Origin of the sequence: Hymenobacter polaris, assembly GCF_012927305.1 — a bacterium.
GTDB lineage: Bacteria > Bacteroidota > Bacteroidia > Cytophagales > Hymenobacteraceae > Hymenobacter > Hymenobacter polaris.
Window position 1 is genome coordinate 254164 of the sequence record NZ_JABBGH010000003.1, and the last position, 15833, is coordinate 269996.

The following is a 15833-nucleotide window of genomic DNA, read 5'->3' on the forward strand; positions in this document are numbered from 1 at the left end:
AGTGGCTTTTTAAGAACTTGTTGCCTAGGCTACCACGGCTTCGCGCAGGTGGGCTAGCATGTCGCGGGTCATGCGGTGCAGGTCGTAGCGGGGCTGCCAGTGCCAGTCGCGGCGGGCGGCCGTGTCGTCGATGCTAGCGGGCCACGAGTCGGCAATGGCCTGGCGCTGGTCGGGGGCGTAGCGAATGCGGAAGCCCGGAATCTCGCGCTGAATGCTGCTGGCCACGTCGCGCGGGGCAAAGCTCATGGCGCCCAGGTTGTAGCTGGTACGCACTTTAATGGCCTCGGCGGGCGCGTGCATTAGGTCGAGGGTGGCTTGCAGGGCGTCGGGCATGTACATCATGGGCAGGTAGGTATCGGGCTTGAGAAAGCACTCGAAATCCTCGCCCGCCACGGCCTTGTGGTAAATATCAACGGCGTAGTCGGTGGTGCCGCCGCCGGGCAGACTCTTGTAGCCTATGAGGCCGGGGTAGCGCAGGCTACGCACATCGAGGCCGTGGTGGCGGTAGTACCACTCGCACCACTGCTCGCCGGCTAGCTTGCTGATGCCGTACACCGTATTAGGGTTCATTACCGTTACCTGGGGCGTATGCTGGCGGGGCGTGTCGGGCCCAAATACGGCAATCGAGCTGGGCCAGTACACCTGGGGCACCCGCTCCTGCACTGCCACGTTCAGCACATTCAGCAAGCCGTCCATATTCAGCTTCCAGGCAAAGCCGGGGTCGCGCTCGGCCGTGGCCGACAGCAGCGCCGCTAGGTGGTATACCTGCACCGGCCGGTAGTGCTGCACCAGGGCCGTGAGGCGGGGCTTATCCAGCACATCGAGCAGCTCGAAAGGGCCGCCAGCCAGGGCAGCTGGGTTTTGGGGCGGCCGCACGTCGGCGGCTACTACGGCCGCCGGGGCGTAACGCTGGCGCAGGGCGGCCGTCAGCTCGAGGCCAAGCTGCCCGCACGCCCCAATAACGAGCACATTGCCAGGCAGCGGAGCAGCGGTGGCGGGGTCGCCGCCGGGGTGGTTTTCCATGAATTAAGAGCGGGTGAGAGGGGGTAGAAGGGCGCCGCAAAGATACGTGAGGGGCTAGGCCAGGGGTTTGGCGCCCCCGGCGCCCTAGGGCCGTGGGGCCAGCCATGAGCCCCACCAGGCTATTTAAGGCGCCGCTTTTCCCCGCTGCCATTTGGCAATTCCTATCTGCCAAACAAGCGGAGGCTTGACGTGGAAACGGTACGCAGACCCGTGTGGTCAGTGGCGTGCACCAGCGAAAGCAGGGCCTTTCGGTTATTTGCTCCCTAGCAATAGGTGTCGTCGCTGCTGCCTAGGGTTCGTCTTGAGTGGTAATGGAGCAGCTAGCCGAGCGGCTTATCACTGGCGTGCACCTCGGCCTAGGCCTGCTTCCCGCAAGCCAACGCAAGCTTTTTCCACCGCAGGGACTATGTGGAGTGGCCTCGCTGGTAAGCTTTTTAGTTGGCCTGGCAGTTAAGCTAGGCGTAGGGCAAGGCTATTGAGTGAAGCCCGCGCTAATCGAATAGATTAAAGCAGGTATTTCTACGTGTTAAGCTGCTACCAACTGGCTAAAATAGCTTTTTGCGGGTATAGCGGCAGAATTATTGCTCTTACCCAAAAAATGTACTTTCACGTTGTGTAGCTACGGTTTTAGTGGGGCTACGCAGGTCGATTAATCGTGGTCTCAGCTAAGCTTACTAGCTGGGCCTTACTGCTGCTAAAGATTAGATAATCTGCGGTAATATCTTAAAGTAATGGTAAAGTTGAGTAGGCTGAAATTCAACAGACTTATAGTAACGTCTCAGTAAGGATATATAGTGAAGGAATAAGACATAAAACACCTTATTCCATATTTGCAGAAGTATGAAATATACCTTTTTAAAGAAAAAATGAAATAGCGTTGCATATAAGCAATAATTTTCAATAAATTTTTGATAGAAAAAAAACTCTTCAGTAATATTGATTACCGCTATGAAACACTCCTCACTCTAACTGCCCTGCTGCTATGACGCTGACGTACGATATTCAAACTGCCTTCTCCGAAAATGCCACCGCTTCAGCTTCAGTAACCAGTTCCCCAAGCGTATGGCGTAAACCAATTATCCGGCCTTCTACCCGCAAACAGCTTTTTGATTATTGCTTCGCAGCTTTAGTCATTATTTTTATCCTTAGCTGGTTTGTGCCCCTGATGGCATTGCTGATTAAGCTGGAGTCCAAAGGGCCCGTGTTTTTTAAGCAGTTGCGCACGGGGCAGGGTGGGCATCCCTTTTATTGCCTCAAGTTTAGGAGCATGACCCTGAACTCGGAAGCAGACAGCCAGCAGGCCAGAAAGGGGGACAACAGAATAACGAAGCTGGGCGCCTTTTTGCGTCAAACCAGCCTTGATGAGTTGCCGCAGTTTATCAACGTGCTGAGGGGTGAAATGTCCATTGTAGGGCCCCGGCCGCACATGCTGCATCATACGGCCGAATACTCGCAGGCCATCCCTCATTTTATGGACCGGCTCCAAATCCTGCCAGGCATCACCGGCTTGGCGCAGATATCGGGCTACAGAGGAGAAACCAAGGAAGTGACGGCGATGGAAAATAGGGTGAACGCTGACATTCACTACATTAATAATCGGTCGGCCCAAATGGACTTGAAAATTATCGCGTTAACTGTAGCGCAGGTAATTAAAAAGGACTGCAGCGTTTTTTAGGCATCATTACGTTAGCTTATTGAAAAAATAATACTACTTGTAGCCGCTGACTCGGCAAATCAGTTAAGAAGCTTCTAAATCATGAAAGGTCAGCTACCGTAGTCATGAGATGACGGTAGCTGACCTTTCATGATTTAGAATCCAATAAAGCACAGCCGTTGCCGGTTCGTTAAGCTTGGCTCCTTAGCCGCTTGTTGCCTCTGCCCGGCATCCCTAGGCCCGCTGCTAGTTTCTCTGCAACCCTAGGCCTCCGCCTCGGCTGCGCCGCCCCAATGGACCCCGGCACGCTGCCTATTAGCCACCGCGAGTTGGCCGTGGCTGCCAGATGCGCAACTTGCGCTTCCGCGCGAATACCCCCATCCCGTCGCCCTCGAAAAGCTTAACCCCGCCTAGCCCACCGCCCGGCCCCGCCCCGCCGGCATCAGCACCCGCGGCTGCGACATGAAGGCCAGCGCTTGTTGATAGCTGAAAACGAGTTGGTGGCAAGCGGCCGCTAAGGGGTACGGGCGCTTTATTGCCGCGCTAGGTAGGTAGGCGCAAGTGGTTTTGGGATATATGGCTGCCTGGCTGATTGTTGCCCTGCTTCTGGCGCTTATCATGGGGCTGCCCTATTCCTTGTACCTCGACAGCCTGAAGCTGGAACAGCCCGTGGTGACATTCACCGCGCGTATTTGGCGGGAAGCGACGACGCTGGTGCCGCTGCTCGTTTTTCCGGGTATGCTGCTGGGGCCGGCGGGCGTGATAGTTACCAGGCCAGCCATCAGTTTGCTTGCCGGGCTGAGCGCTTTCGCGCTGACGTTCGTTAGCTTAGGCCTAGGCTTTGTTTTTCTACGGCTGCAACTCACCTACTGGCGCCACGACCGGTTCGCTACCCCGACCGTTTACCCCAGGAGCAGCGGGCCGACTACCAGAATAAGGACGTACTGGTAAGCTGTGCCCTGGCCGACGTGGTGGACATCACCAACTATAGCTCCGGCAGCCGGGGCAGCTACTCCTGCCAGATTTTTACGCTGCGCGATGGCACCGAACTGCTGCTGACGTGTTTGATGTATTCGATGCTAGGGCCTGAGGAGCTGCTACCGGACGTGCCGCGCCAAACGGTGCGTAAGTCTGGCGCCTGGCCGCCCGGCGACGAATTAAATTTCTCAACTTTGTTCTAACGTTATCCCCTTCCCCGCCCCATGTACGGAACCCTGCAAGCCGACCTGCAGCAGACGCTGCAAGAAATAAAAAACGCCGGCCTCTATAAGAAGGAGCGCGTCATTACCTCGCCCCAGGGCGCCGAAATCGACACCCGCGAGGCGGGCGATGTGCTCAACTTCTGCGCCAATAACTACCTAGGGCTCAGCTCGCACCCTGAGGTCATCAAGGCCGCCAAGGAAACCATCGATACCCACGGCTACGGCATGTCATCGGTGCGCTTTATCTGCGGCACCCAGGATATTCATAAGGAACTGGAAGCCAAGCTGGCCGAATTTCTGGGCACCGAGGACACCATTCTCTACGCCGCCGCCTTCGACGCCAACGGCGGGGTGTTCGAGCCGTTGTTTGACGAGCGCGACGCCATTATTTCCGACGCCCTCAACCACGCTAGCATCATCGACGGCGTGCGCCTGTGCAAGGCCCAGCGCTACCGCTACCAGCACAACGACATGGCCGACCTGGAAAAGCAGCTGCAGGACGCGGTGGCCAAGGGTACGCGCCACCGCATCATCGTCACCGACGGCTCGTTCTCGATGGATGGCACCATCGCGCAGCTCGACAAAATCTGCGACCTGGCCGATGAGTACCAGGCCCTGGTGATGATAGATGAGTGCCACTCGATGGGCTTTTTGGGCAAAACCGGGCGCGGCACCCACGAGTACCGCCATGTGATGGGCCGCGTGGACATCATTACGGGCACCTTGGGCAAAGCCCTAGGGGGCGCCATGGGCGGCTTCACCAGCGGGCGCAAGGAAATAATCGAACTGCTGCGCCAGCGCTCGCGTCCCTACCTGTTCAGTAACACCCTAGCGCCGGCCATCGTGGGCGCCAGCCTGCGCGTGCTGGAGCTGCTCACCGAAAGCACCGCGCTGCGCGACCAGCTCGAAGAAAACACCAAGTATTTCCGCCAGCACATGACGGCGGCCGGCTTCGATATCACGCCCGGCGAGCACCCCATCGTGCCCGTTATGCTCTACGACGCCAAGCTGGCCCAGGACTTTGCGGCTAAGATGCTCGACGAGGGTATTTACGTGGTGGGCTTCTACTACCCGGTGGTGCCCCAGGGTAAGGCCCGCATCCGAGTGCAGCTTTCGGCCGCCCACACCCGTGCGCAGCTCGACAAGGCCATTGCCGCCTTCACGAAAGTGGGGCGCGAGCTGGGCACGCTCAAAGACAAAGCGGCGGAAGCGGCGGCTCCCAGCGGGCCGCAAGTGGTGCAAAACACCCCCTAGGCCTCGGCGGGCTGCCCGCAGAAAGCCCCCGTTTCGCAGCGCATAGCGAGCGAAACGGGGGCTTTCTGTGCTTGGGCAGGACTAGCGCGGGGCTAGGCTACCTTGGCGCGGGCAGGGCCGCGGCGGCTGGTGAGGCCGCCTTTGCGCCCGGCGGCGCGCGCTTCTTCGGGAGTCCATTTGTGGCCCTGGCCGCTGGCGTGCGAGGCCTTGCCGCCTTGGCTGGCAATGCGGCGCTGCTCGCTGGGGTCCATGCTGGCAAAGCCCCGGCGGCTGGTACGGTTGGTTTCGCCGATGCGGGTAGCGGGGCGAGTTTTGGTGGTGGCGCGAGTAGCCGGCGTGGCGGTCTGTTTGATAGCCATGAGTGAAAAGTAGGTGAAGAAAAAGAGGACGATATGGCAGCCTTACTGTGCTGGTTAGGCGGCTGTCATTTCAGGAACTAAAGAAACGAAATTAAATCTAACTTTTTCTAAAAAAAGTGATTCTTGTCAAAAAAATTACTCATTTATACGGAATTAATGCTGATTAATCTAAAAAAGCTCCTCCATATTTGCCTCAAGGTAAGTTTGGCAAGCACGGAGGAGCTTTTCGGAAGCAGGTATAAATACTACTTTTTAGTAAAAAAAGCCCGTTGGGTGCTCCAAATCAATCTTTTTATCTTATAAATTTGCGCACTACTTCGTTCTTCTACCGCTGCTATGAGTAACACTTTCTTTCTATTGGTACTACCCCAGCGCAGCTTGACCATCCACATTGGAAGCTGCCGCAATCAAGTAGGGTTTAGCTTGCGCGGCAGCTGCGTGTCGGCCACCGACGCGGCTCAGCTAGCCCGCGCCACCCAGCATATTCTGGCCCGCGCATCTCCGCAGGCCTGGGTCGATTGCCAGCAGCTAAGCTCGCTCACCTGGCTGGGGCAGCGCGCCCTGATGGAAGCCGACCGCGCCTGCCGCGACGCCGGCACGACGCTCTACTGGTGCGGCCTTTCGCCCCGCCTGCTCCGCCAGCTGCGCGCCGGCGGCCTGGAGCACGTTATGCGCCTGATGCCCGCCGAATCGTTTGGGGGGCCCCGCTTTCTGCTGCCCGCCGCCAACTAGCGCGCTGGGTGGCCGGCCTGATGCGCGGCCACAGTTAGCCAAAGGCCGCATGGGCAAGCGCCTAGGCCTCGTGCGCTGCCAAAGCGGCCGGCTATTAGCCAGCGGCAAGTAGCCGTGGGCAGGGGAAAAGCGCTAGCTTGCTTAGGGGCGGGCGGCCGGCTGGCTACCAAGGGCGGGGCGGGTAGCGGCGGGCAGGTTCTGGCCCAGCCAGTCGCTCAGGCGGGTTTTTAGCTCGGCGGGGGTAAGGCCGCGCAGTATTTCGCCGTGGCGCACCAGGCTCATCTGGCCGGTTTCCTCACTCACTACCAGCACAATCGCGTCGGTGGCTTCGGTGAGGCCTAGGGCCGCGCGGTGGCGCAAGCCCAGGGCCGCCGGCACCGCCGGGTTTTGGCTCACGGGCAAAATGCAGCGGGCGGCCTGCAGGCGGCCCTGCGTCACGATGACGGCCCCGTCGTGCAGGGGCGAGGTTTTGTTGAAGATGGCCAGCAGCAGCCGCTTGCTGGCCTCGGCATCGAGGCGGTCGCCCGACTCGGCGTAGCTGCTCAGGTCGGAAACCTGGCTGAAGCAGATGAGGGCACCGGTATCCTTGCTGGCCAGGCTTTTGGCGGCCTCTACGTAGGGCAGCACGCTAAAGGCGGCGGCGGTGGGCCGGGTGGGCCGGCGCCACCAGCCCAGCGGCCCCCCACCTTCGAGCGCCACCTTGCCCAAGCCCAACAGGAAGCGCCGGATTTCCTGCTGAAACAGAATGATGCTGGCCAGCACCCCCACGCTCACAAACTCATCCAGGATGCCCGAGAGCAGGCCCAGACCCAGCGCATTTACTATCAGGTAGATAAGGTAGACGCTGAGCAACCCCAGGGCCACGTTGAGCGCCACCGAACCGCGCAGCAGCTTGTACACCTGGTAGAGCAACAAGGTGACCAGCAGCACATCGAGGACATCGACCAGCCCGACGCGCAAAAAATGAAACGGGTAGGGGAGCGTCAAAGGGAAGCGAAGGTTGGCACTACAAAGTAAAGCATAGGATTCTTCCTATAAAAGCCGAACGGCAGGCCCAGCCACCGATAACGGGTCCCGTTCCTATCCAATTTTGCCCTAGGCCCCCCGCGCTGGCCAAAGGCGCCTCAGAGCCAGTACGCGGCGGCCTGCACCAGCAAAACCCCATCGGCCAGCAGGGCGAAGAAATAGTCGCTGCGCGTGTCGCGGGCCACGGCAATAACCCAGGCGGCCAGCGCGGCCGGCAGCACCACCACCACCGGGCTGACGCCGCGCCCCAGGCCCAGCGCCACCGCCCCGGCCAGCAGCCCCAGGGCCACGGTCTTGGCGCCGCCCACGCCCAGCACCACCGGCAGCGTGGGCAAGCCAGTTAGGTTGTCGCGGCTGTAGTCGCGGATGTCGAACACAATGGCCAGGGCCGACACCAGTAGAAAGCGCTGCAGCAGCAGCCATTTTAAGGAGCCTAGGGGCTGGTGCAGCGCCAAGGCCGGCAGCTCCACCGTGACGAGCGACCACACGCCGGCAATGAGAAACACCTTGAGCAGCGGCACCTCGCGTACGGCCCGCCAGCGGCCGCGCCAGGGCAGCAGCGGCAGCGAGTAGCCCAGGGCCAGCGCCGCCAGCGGCAGCAGCAGCGGCAGGTAGTGCAGCCAGCCATCGAGCAGCAGCAGGGCGGCCCCGGCCAGCGCCGCCGCGCCCGCCAGCGCCGCCAGCGGCCAGCGGTGCGCCCGCTGCCAGGCCTTGCGCCCCGAAGCACCCGCCGGCTGCCGGTGCTTGAAGGGCAGCACCGCATCGAGGTTGTAGGTGAGCAGCGTGACGGCGAACACCAGCCCCATGACGTGGCGCCCGGCCGGGCCAAAGCCGCCCGGCAACTGCCGCAGCGCCACCGCCGTTTGGGCCGCGGCGGCCAGCGCCAGCCAGATGCTGCTAAACAGCAGCGCATCGAGCAGGCGCAAAAGCAGCGGGCGGCGGGGCATGGGGGACAGTGACTAGTGGTTAGTGACTAATGAGGCGGCGATAAAACTGGCGCGGGCCCCAAAAAGAACGTCATGCTGAGCTTGCCGAAGCATCTCTACCGAACGATACCCTAGGGGCGCGGTAGAGATGCTTCGGCAAGCTCAGCATGACGTTCTGGTACCCTTACGGGTCGCTAGGGCTTAGGCGTTGTCCTTGCTTTCGCCGTTCTCGCTCTCCACCAGGTCCGACGACTGCTGGCGGTCGCTGAAGGTTTCGTTGTAAAGCTTGATGCTGTCGTTGATAATGCGGTAGGCATCCTCGCGGCCCAGGAACTGCTTTACTTCTACGTGCTTATTCTCCAGGGCTTTGTAGTCTTCAAAGAAGCGCTGCATCTCGCGCATTAGGTAGGGCGGCAGGTCGGCCAGCTCGTTGTAGTGGTTCACGCTCACGTCGTGGGCGGCCACGGCAATAATCTTGTCGTCCTCCTCGTCCTGGTCCAGCATCTGCATCACGCCAATCACCTTGGCTTCGACCACGCACATGTGCGGAATATCCACCGAGCACAGCACCAGAATATCGAGCGGGTCTTTGTCGTCGCAGTAGGTGCGCGGAATGAAGCCGTAGGCGGCCGGGTAGTGCACGGCCGAAAACAGCACACGGTCGAGCTTGAGCAGGCCGCTGTCTTTGTCCAGCTCGTACTTGCCCTTGCTGCCCTTCGGAATCTCGATGATGCCCGTTACCGTTTGCGGCGCGTTCTCGCCGGTCGTGACGTCGTGCCAGGGGTTAAACTTATCCATTAATGGAGGGGGGAAGTTGTTTGTTTTAAGAAGAAGTAAGCGCAGTACGGAAATCAGCCCGGCGTGGCGAAACCCCCGCGGCTGATTAGCCGCGCAAGATACCGCCGCCGCGGGCTTGGCCGCGCATCCGGCCCTAGGGCCGCAGCACTTCCAGCAGGGGGGTGCCGGTGGTGCCGCTGGGCTCCTGAATGTGCAGGAAGCGCGCGATGGTAGGGGCCACGTCCACGATGCGCACGTTTTCCAGGCTTTCGCCGTGGCGCACGTGCCAGCCCCAAAACAGCAGCGGCACGTGGGTGTCGTAGGCCCAGGAGGCGCCGTGGGTGGTGCCCTTCACCACGGGGTAGCCGTAGGCTTCGAGCCAGCCGGGGGCCAGCACGGCCAGCACGTCGCCCGAGCGCTCGGGGTAGAAGCCGTTTTGCTGGTACAGCCCCAGGCCCTCGGTCCAGGCCGAGCGCTGCAAGTCGGTGGCCGTCATGGCTTGCGTGATGTGGGGCTGGGCGCGCAGCACCTCGGCCACTTCCTGCTGCACGGCGTAGAGGTCAAGCTTTTTCTGCGCTAGCAGCGGGCGGTTGAGGTATATCTGCTGGTTTTCGTAGCTCACCACCCACTGGCCGGCGCCGTGGCGGCGCACCAGCGCCCGCTGCACCGAGTCGCGCACGATGGCGGGGCCCACGCCGCCGCCCGGCAGCTTGTGGGCCTGCAAAAAGCCGGCGGCCTGGTCGGCGGCGTGGTCGGCGCTCAGAAATACCAGCACCTGGCCCTTGCCGGCCTGCTTCTCGGCTGCGTCGAGCAGGCGGGCCAGGTCGCGGTCGAGGCGCAGGTAGGTGTCCTCGGTTTCGATGGCGGTGGTGCCAAACTGGTGGCCCACGTAGTCGGTGCAGCTAAAGCTGACGGCCAGAAAATCGGTGACGCCGCGCTCCCCCAATTGCTCGTTGCGCAGCGCCTCCAGGGCAAAGTCGGCGGTGAGCGAGTTGCCGAAGGGCGTCGAGCGAATAAGGTCGAGGTTGCGGCTGGTGGCTTTGGGCGGCTTCTCGCCGGCGGCTTGCATGGTAGCGGCCACCGGGGCGGCCGGGCCCGCGCTCAGCGCCGGCAGGTCGTGCGGAAACACCGGCTTGGCCTCACCCTTAAAGGCCGACTCCCAGGGTACGTCGTCGGGCGTGCTCTCGGTGTACTGCCCTAGGGGAAGCAGCGTGGTCCAGGCCTGGTCGAGGTAGCGGCTAGCGTGGCCGGCGGCGTTGAATTGCTGCACCCAGGCGGGCAGCGCCGGCATGTAGTAGGTGCTGGTGATAAAGGCGCCGTTGGTGCCATCGTACCAGTAGGCGGCGTTGGCGGCGTGGCCGGCGGGCAAAATGCTGCCGCGGTCCTTCATGCTCAACCCAATCACCTTGCTTTGGAAGTTGGTGGCCAGGCGCAGCTCGTCGGTGATGGTGGTGGTGAGCAGGTGCTCGGGCGACTGCTGCCCGGCGGCCAGCGTGCCGCCCACCGGCTGCACGGTCTTGTCGTCGGTGACGTAGGTGCCGTGGCCGGTGGCGCGCTCGTACCAGTTGTTGCCCACGATGCCGTGGGTGGCGGGCGTGGTGCCGGTATACAGGCTGGCGTGGCCCGGCCCGGTGTAGGTGGGCACGTAGTTGTAGTGGCAGCTCTCGTAGCTGAAGCCCTCGCCCAGCAGCCGCTTGAAGCCGCCGTTGGCCGGGTACTTGTCCCAGTAGCGGTAGAGGTAGTCGTAGCGCATTTGGTCTACCACGATGCCCAGCACCAGCTTGGGGCGGGGCAGGGCAGGGCCGGTTTTCTGCCCTAGGGCTGGGGCAGCCAGCAAGAGCAGCGGCAATATCTTTTTCATGCAAAAGCCGGGTTGTGAAGCCCCGCAAAGATACCCGCCGCCCCCTAGGGGCTGCACGGCGAGCCGCGCTGGGGCATTATGGCTGCGTTACGGCTGGGCCGGATTAGCTTCGCGGGCATGTACTTTTCAACTGTCTGCGGCCTCCTGGTGGCTGGTTTGCTGGCGCTGGCGCCGGGCCCCGCCGCCGCCCAGGAGGTGGAGCTGCCTCACTTAGGCGAGCTGACCGGCAACTTATCGCACGACGCCGTGAGCAGAAGCCTGGAGCACGCCATAGAGGAGGGTATGACGCTGCCCCCCGGCTACCCCGACGACCTGGAGCACGCCGTGTTGGTGCACCTGGAAGTGAGCCCGGCCGGGCAAGTAGAAAATGCCTGCCTCGTACCCGCCGAGAAGGGGATAAATGCCGTGGTGGCCACTGCTGTACTAGCCGCCGTGCGCCAGTTGCCGGTGCTGGTGCCCGGCCAGCAGGGCGGCCAGCCGGTGCGCGTCGCCCTTGCGCTAGCTATTCGGCCGGGGGTAGCGGCAGGAGCTGCCAATCGAGCCGCCGAGGCGCGGGCCGCCGCCGAAGCCGACTACACGGAAGCCAGCACGCTGCGGGCGGGCACCATCCGGCCCCGGCCCGGCGAGACCTTGGGCCAGCTGCTACACCGGGCGCTGCCGGCCTCGTGCCCCGATACGGCTACTCGGCTGGTGCGCTACGCATGGGTGCCAAATCTGGCCGGGCCGCAGCTGTTTTTTGATGCTCCCGGTCACGGCGCGCAGGGCGAGAAGTACGAGGCCGTGCTGTTCGTGCTCAACCCCCTAGGGGCCGGGGGCTACGATGTGCAGGCTCTCAACCTCGGCTCGATGGGCGATAAGACGGACGTGATTTCCGTTTTCTTCGCCCATACCAACCACGACGGCTCAAAGGACCTGCTGGCACTGATGCAGTGTGACTTGCGCAGAGAGTTCGCGTTTAATACCGAGCGTTTTCCGCACTACCAGACCACCGTCATCCACTACCGAGGGCTGGACAGCGCCGGCCGGCCCCGCTACGAGCAGCAGCACCGCGCCGACCTGGACGAGCTGGCTACCGCCGCCGCGGTGCGACAGGCGCTGGCCGCCCCACCCCGGCGCGTCAAAAACGCGCCCAAACGTAACCCTAGGGCCAAAGCTGCGAACTAAGGGGGCTGCCGGGGCCCATACCTCTCCGCGGCCCGCGCCGCATGGCTGATTTGCAAGGACTGATTTTTGATATGGATGGCGTGCTGCTTGACAATACCGCGTACCAGGCGCGGGCTTTCCAGCTGCTGTTTCGCGACCTGGGGCTGACCACCAACGCCCGCCGCCTGCTGCGCCGCCTCAACGGGATGCCCGCCACGGCCATTCTGCAGAGCGTGTTTCGGCACGAGGTACCCAAAAAGCAACTGGAGGAATACGCCACCCAGCGCGAGTTTCTGTACCGCACCCTCTACTGGTCGCACCGCCGCGCGCTGGCCGGCCTGGTACCTTTTCTGGAGGCGGCGCGCGGCGCGGGCTTGAAAATTGGCCTGGGCACCGGCTCGGTCTCGGCCACACTCAGCTACGTGCTCGACCACCTCGACCTGCGCCGCCACTTCGACGTGATAGTCGGGGCCGACGACGTGCAGAAGGGCAAGCCCCACGCCGATACCTACGCCGTGGTGGCCCGCCAGCTGGGTTTGCCGCCCGCTGCCTGCGTGGTGTTTGAAGACGCCATTTTGGGCGAGCAGGCCGCCTACCGCGCCGGGATGCGCTGCGTGGCCGTGGCTACCACCCTAAGGGCCGAAGATTTTCAGCAGCCGCTGGCCGTCATCGCTGACTTTGAAGGCTTTACGCCCGACAAGCTGCGGGCGCTGTTTGCTCAGCAAACTCAGGTGCCCAAGCCCCGCGCCGCGCTAGCCCGCCGCCAATACGCCCAGCAGCAGTGAGGGTTGCCCAGGGCCCTAGGGCCCTGGCTACCGAAAAGAACCCGGCGTACTTTTGCGGTAGCTGGCTAGTTTGGCCGCTTGCTACTTATGGCTGATTCTCTTGCCTCGGGGCTGCCGGGCGCGGCGCCCAACCCGGCTGGGCTGGTAGAAGTATTACTCAACGTGTCGCTGACGGGCACCATGCTGCTGCGCCCGCTGTATGCCGCTGGCAGCGAAGAGCTTATTGACTTCGATTGGGTACGGCTAAATAATTCGGCGCAACGCATGCTGCGCCTGCCCGAGCACCCGGCCCAGTCGTTTCTGACGCTTTTCCCGTCGGCGCGGCAGGTGGGCGTGTTTAGCTTTTACCAAGCGGCCTTCCTGTCGGGGCAGCTGGCGCACCGCCAAAACCTGTACCAGCACGACGGCCTCGACGGCTACTACGTGCTGGCCGCCCAGCGCCACGAAGACCTGCTGGTGGTCAACTTCTCGGATGCCAACGAGCAGAGCCGCACGACAATAGAGAAAGAGCTGCGCGCCAGCCAGGCCCGCGAAACTGCCGCCCGCGCCGCCGCCGAGCGCCAGCGCGGCGAGCTGGAGCGCGTGTTTGAGCAAGCCCCGGTGGCCATTGCCGTGTACCGGGGCCCGCAGTACATTATCGAGCTGGCCAACCCCACCGTGTGCCGCCTGTGGGGCCGCACCGCCGAGCAGATTGTTGGCAAGGGCCTATTTGAGGCGCTGCCCGAAGTGGCCGGCATGGGCTACGAGGAGCTGCTGGACGGGGTGATGGCCACGGGCGTGCCCTACGTGGCCCACGCCATGGAAGCCGTACATGAGCGCGAGGGCCGGCGCGATACTGTGTACTGGGACTTCGTGTACGTGCCCATGTACGAGGCCGACGGTAGCATTTACGGGGCCATGGTGGTGGCTACCGAGGTCACCGAGCAGGTGCTGGGCCGCCGGCAGCTAGAGGAAAAAGAGCGCCAAACCAACTTCCTGAACGAGGAGCTGCAAGCCGCCAACGAGGAGATACTAGCCAACAATGCCGAGCTGGGCAGCGCCCAGCAGCAGCTGCGCCAGCTAAACCAGCAGCTGGAAGCCCGCGTGCAGGAGCGCACCTACCAGCTAGAGGAGCAGCAGAGCCTGCTGCGCCAGATACTGGGCCAGCTGCCGGCGGCCGTGGCCACGCTCAGCGGCCCCGAGCACCGCTTTGCCTTTGCCAATGCGGGCTACCAGCAGCTGGTGGCCGGCCGGGCTACCCTAGGCCAAACGGTGGCCGAAGCGCTGCCCGAAGTAGTAGAACAAGGTATTATCAACCTACTCGACCACGTGTATGCCAGCCGCGAGCCGTTCATCGGGCGCGAAATCGCGCTCATATTAGTCACCGAGGAGGGGGTACCCACCCAGCATTATTTCGACTTCACCTACCAGCCCCTGGTTGATGGGCAAAACCAGGTGCAGGGCATCCTGGTGTTTGCCATCGACGTGACGGAGCAGGTGCGCACCCGCCGCCAAACCGAAACCTTGCAGGCCGCTATGCTGGCCGTGGCCCAGCGCCAGCAGGCCGAGCGCGAAAACGTGTACCAGCTCTTTGAGCAGGCGCCGGCCGCCATCTGCCTCATGCGCGAGCGCGGGCACCGCATCGACTACCTCAACCCCGCCTACCAGGCGCTGTTTCCGGGCCAGCTGCTGCAAGGCAAAACCCTGGCGCAGGTGCAGCCCGACGCCCGCGAGCTGCTGACCCTCTTCGATGGGGTGTATGCCACGGGCACAACCCAAACCCAGCGCGAAGTGCCCCTGACGGTAGCGCCCAGCGACCAGCCGGCCGAGGCGCGCTATTTCGACTTCACCTACCAGGCCTACCGCGAGCAGGGGCGCATCGTGGGCGTGTCGCTGTTTGGCACCGACGTAACCGACCGGGTGCTGGCCCGGCAGGCGCGGGAGGCGCAGCAGGCCGAGCTGCAGCGCATTTTCGAGCAGGCCCCGGTGGCCATCGCCATCATGCGCGGCCCCCAGCTGATTATCGAGCTGGCCAATGCGGCGGTGGGGGCCATCTGGGGGCGCCCCCCGGCCCAAACTCTGGGCCGCCCCTACTTTGAGGCCCTGCCCGACACGGCGGGCCAAGGGTTCGAGGAGATTCTGCATGGCGTGCTGCAAACCGGCGAGGCATTCAGTATAGTAGAGGCGCCAGTGCAGCTGGCGCGGGCCCATACGGGGCTGCCCACCCAGGGCTACGTCAACTTCATTTTTCAGCCCCTCTACGGCGAAGACCGCCAGATTACGGGCCTCATTGCCATGGGCACCGAGGTAACCGACCAGGTGCTGGCCCGCCAGCAGGTGCACACCCTCAACCAGGAGCTGCGCACTGCCAATGAGGAACTGAACGACGCCAACAAGCGCCTGACCCGCACCAATACCGACCTGGATACCTTCGTGTACTCGGCCTCGCACGACCTCAAGTCGCCCATTACCAACATTGAGGGCCTGCTGCTGGCCCTGCGCCAGCAGCTGCCCCCCGCGGCAATGCAAGCCGAGCTGGTAGCCCGCCTGCTGAGCATGATGGACGGGGCCGTATCCCGCTTCCAGGAAACCCTAGGGCACCTCACCGATGTGTCGCGCCTGCAGCAGGTTTTGCTTGGCCAGCCCGCCGAGGCCGTGGAGCTGCCCGCCCTCGTCGAGGCCGTGCGCCTCGACATGCTGCCCGAGTTTACGGCCGCCGGCGCCACGCTCACCGTAGATGTGGCCGGGTGCCCCACCCTCTACTTCTCGGCCAAAAACCTGCGCAGCATGCTGTACAATTTGCTCAGCAACGCCGTGAAGTACCGCGACCCGGCCCGCCCGGCGCACGTGGAGCTGCGCTGCCACCCCAGCCCCGGCCAGGTGGTGCTGGAAGTGCAAGACAATGGCATGGGCCTCAGTGAGCTGCAGCAGAGCGAGCTATTCCGCTTGTTTCGGCGCCTGCACACCCACGTGCCGGGCTCGGGCGTGGGGCTGTACATGGTGAAAAAAATGGTGGACAACGCCGACGGCACCCTGGCCGTGCAGAGCCAGCCGGGCGCAGGCTCTACCTTTACCATTACCCTACCGCTGCCCACCCCACCGCAGGCGTAGC

14 protein-coding genes are annotated in these 15833 nt (G+C 62.9%); 8 read left to right on the forward strand and 6 right to left on the reverse strand.

All coding sequences use genetic code 11. From position 1 onward, the window contains the following. Nucleotides 1–24 precede the first annotated feature (24 nt). Nucleotides 25–1023, reverse strand: a complete 999-nt coding sequence (locus HHL22_RS17455) for an NAD-dependent epimerase/dehydratase family protein (protein WP_169532692.1) — start codon at nt 1021–1023, stop codon at nt 25–27. A gap of 982 nt (nt 1024–2005) precedes the next feature. Here HHL22_RS17455 and HHL22_RS17460 point away from each other — a divergent pair. From HHL22_RS17460 to kbl, 4 genes are all read left to right on the forward strand, one after another. After that, nucleotides 2006–2698: a sugar transferase gene (locus tag HHL22_RS17460; protein WP_169532693.1), complete on the forward strand. Its 693-nt coding sequence runs from the start codon at nt 2006–2008 to the stop codon at nt 2696–2698. A gap of 555 nt (nt 2699–3253) precedes the next feature. Next, entirely contained in the window at nt 3254–3628 is a 375-nt protein-coding gene (locus HHL22_RS17465; RefSeq protein ID WP_169532694.1) for a hypothetical protein, read from the forward strand. Nucleotides 3629–3648: 20 nt separating this feature from the next. Then, the gene (locus tag HHL22_RS17470) at nt 3649–3858 is read left to right on the forward strand and encodes a hypothetical protein (RefSeq protein ID WP_169532695.1); all 210 of its coding nucleotides are present in this window, start codon (nt 3649–3651) and stop codon (nt 3856–3858) included. Nucleotides 3859–3879: 21 nt separating this feature from the next. After that, the gene (kbl, locus tag HHL22_RS17475; RefSeq protein WP_169532696.1) at nt 3880–5133 is read left to right on the forward strand and encodes a glycine C-acetyltransferase; all 1254 of its coding nucleotides are present in this window, start codon (nt 3880–3882) and stop codon (nt 5131–5133) included. 92 nt (nt 5134–5225) lie between these two features. On the opposite strand, the gene HHL22_RS17480 is transcribed toward kbl, so the two are convergent. After that, nucleotides 5226–5492: a KGG domain-containing protein gene (locus tag HHL22_RS17480; protein WP_169532697.1), complete on the reverse strand. Its 267-nt coding sequence runs from the start codon at nt 5490–5492 to the stop codon at nt 5226–5228. 336 nt (nt 5493–5828) lie between these two features. Between HHL22_RS17480 and HHL22_RS17485 the strand changes: the two genes are divergently transcribed. After that, on the forward strand, nt 5829–6224 hold the full coding sequence (locus HHL22_RS17485) for an STAS domain-containing protein (RefSeq protein ID WP_169532698.1): 396 nt from the start codon (nt 5829–5831) through the stop codon (nt 6222–6224). A gap of 141 nt (nt 6225–6365) precedes the next feature. Here HHL22_RS17485 and cdaA read toward each other — a convergent pair whose 3' ends face one another. The 4 genes from cdaA to pafA form a co-directional block, all read right to left on the reverse strand. Beyond that, nucleotides 6366–7211 (reverse strand): diadenylate cyclase CdaA, encoded by an 846-nt coding sequence (gene cdaA, locus HHL22_RS17490; RefSeq protein ID WP_169532699.1) that lies wholly within the window; start codon nt 7209–7211, stop codon nt 6366–6368. Nucleotides 7212–7348: 137 nt separating this feature from the next. Further along, nucleotides 7349–8197, reverse strand: coding sequence for a UbiA prenyltransferase family protein (locus HHL22_RS17495; protein ID WP_169532700.1), 849 nt, complete (start codon nt 8195–8197; stop codon nt 7349–7351). 180 nt (nt 8198–8377) lie between these two features. Next, nucleotides 8378–8974, reverse strand: a complete 597-nt coding sequence (locus HHL22_RS17500; protein ID WP_169532701.1) for an inorganic diphosphatase — start codon at nt 8972–8974, stop codon at nt 8378–8380. A 133-nt stretch (nt 8975–9107) separates the two neighbouring features. Beyond that, nucleotides 9108–10814, reverse strand: a complete 1707-nt coding sequence (gene pafA, locus HHL22_RS17505; RefSeq protein WP_169532702.1) for an alkaline phosphatase PafA — start codon at nt 10812–10814, stop codon at nt 9108–9110. Nucleotides 10815–10931: 117 nt separating this feature from the next. Between pafA and HHL22_RS17510 the strand changes: the two genes are divergently transcribed. The 3 genes from HHL22_RS17510 (at nt 10932) to HHL22_RS17520 (ending at nt 15832) form a co-directional block, all read left to right on the forward strand. After that, nucleotides 10932–11978, forward strand: coding sequence for a hypothetical protein (locus HHL22_RS17510; RefSeq protein WP_169532703.1), 1047 nt, complete (start codon nt 10932–10934; stop codon nt 11976–11978). A gap of 41 nt (nt 11979–12019) precedes the next feature. Then, a complete protein-coding gene (locus HHL22_RS17515; RefSeq protein ID WP_169532704.1) occupies nt 12020–12742 on the forward strand; it encodes an HAD family hydrolase in 723 nt (240 codons plus the stop codon). 87 nt (nt 12743–12829) lie between these two features. Continuing rightward, nucleotides 12830–15832: a PAS domain-containing protein gene (locus HHL22_RS17520; RefSeq protein ID WP_169532705.1), complete on the forward strand. Its 3003-nt coding sequence runs from the start codon at nt 12830–12832 to the stop codon at nt 15830–15832. Nucleotide 15833: the final 1 nt, after the last annotated feature.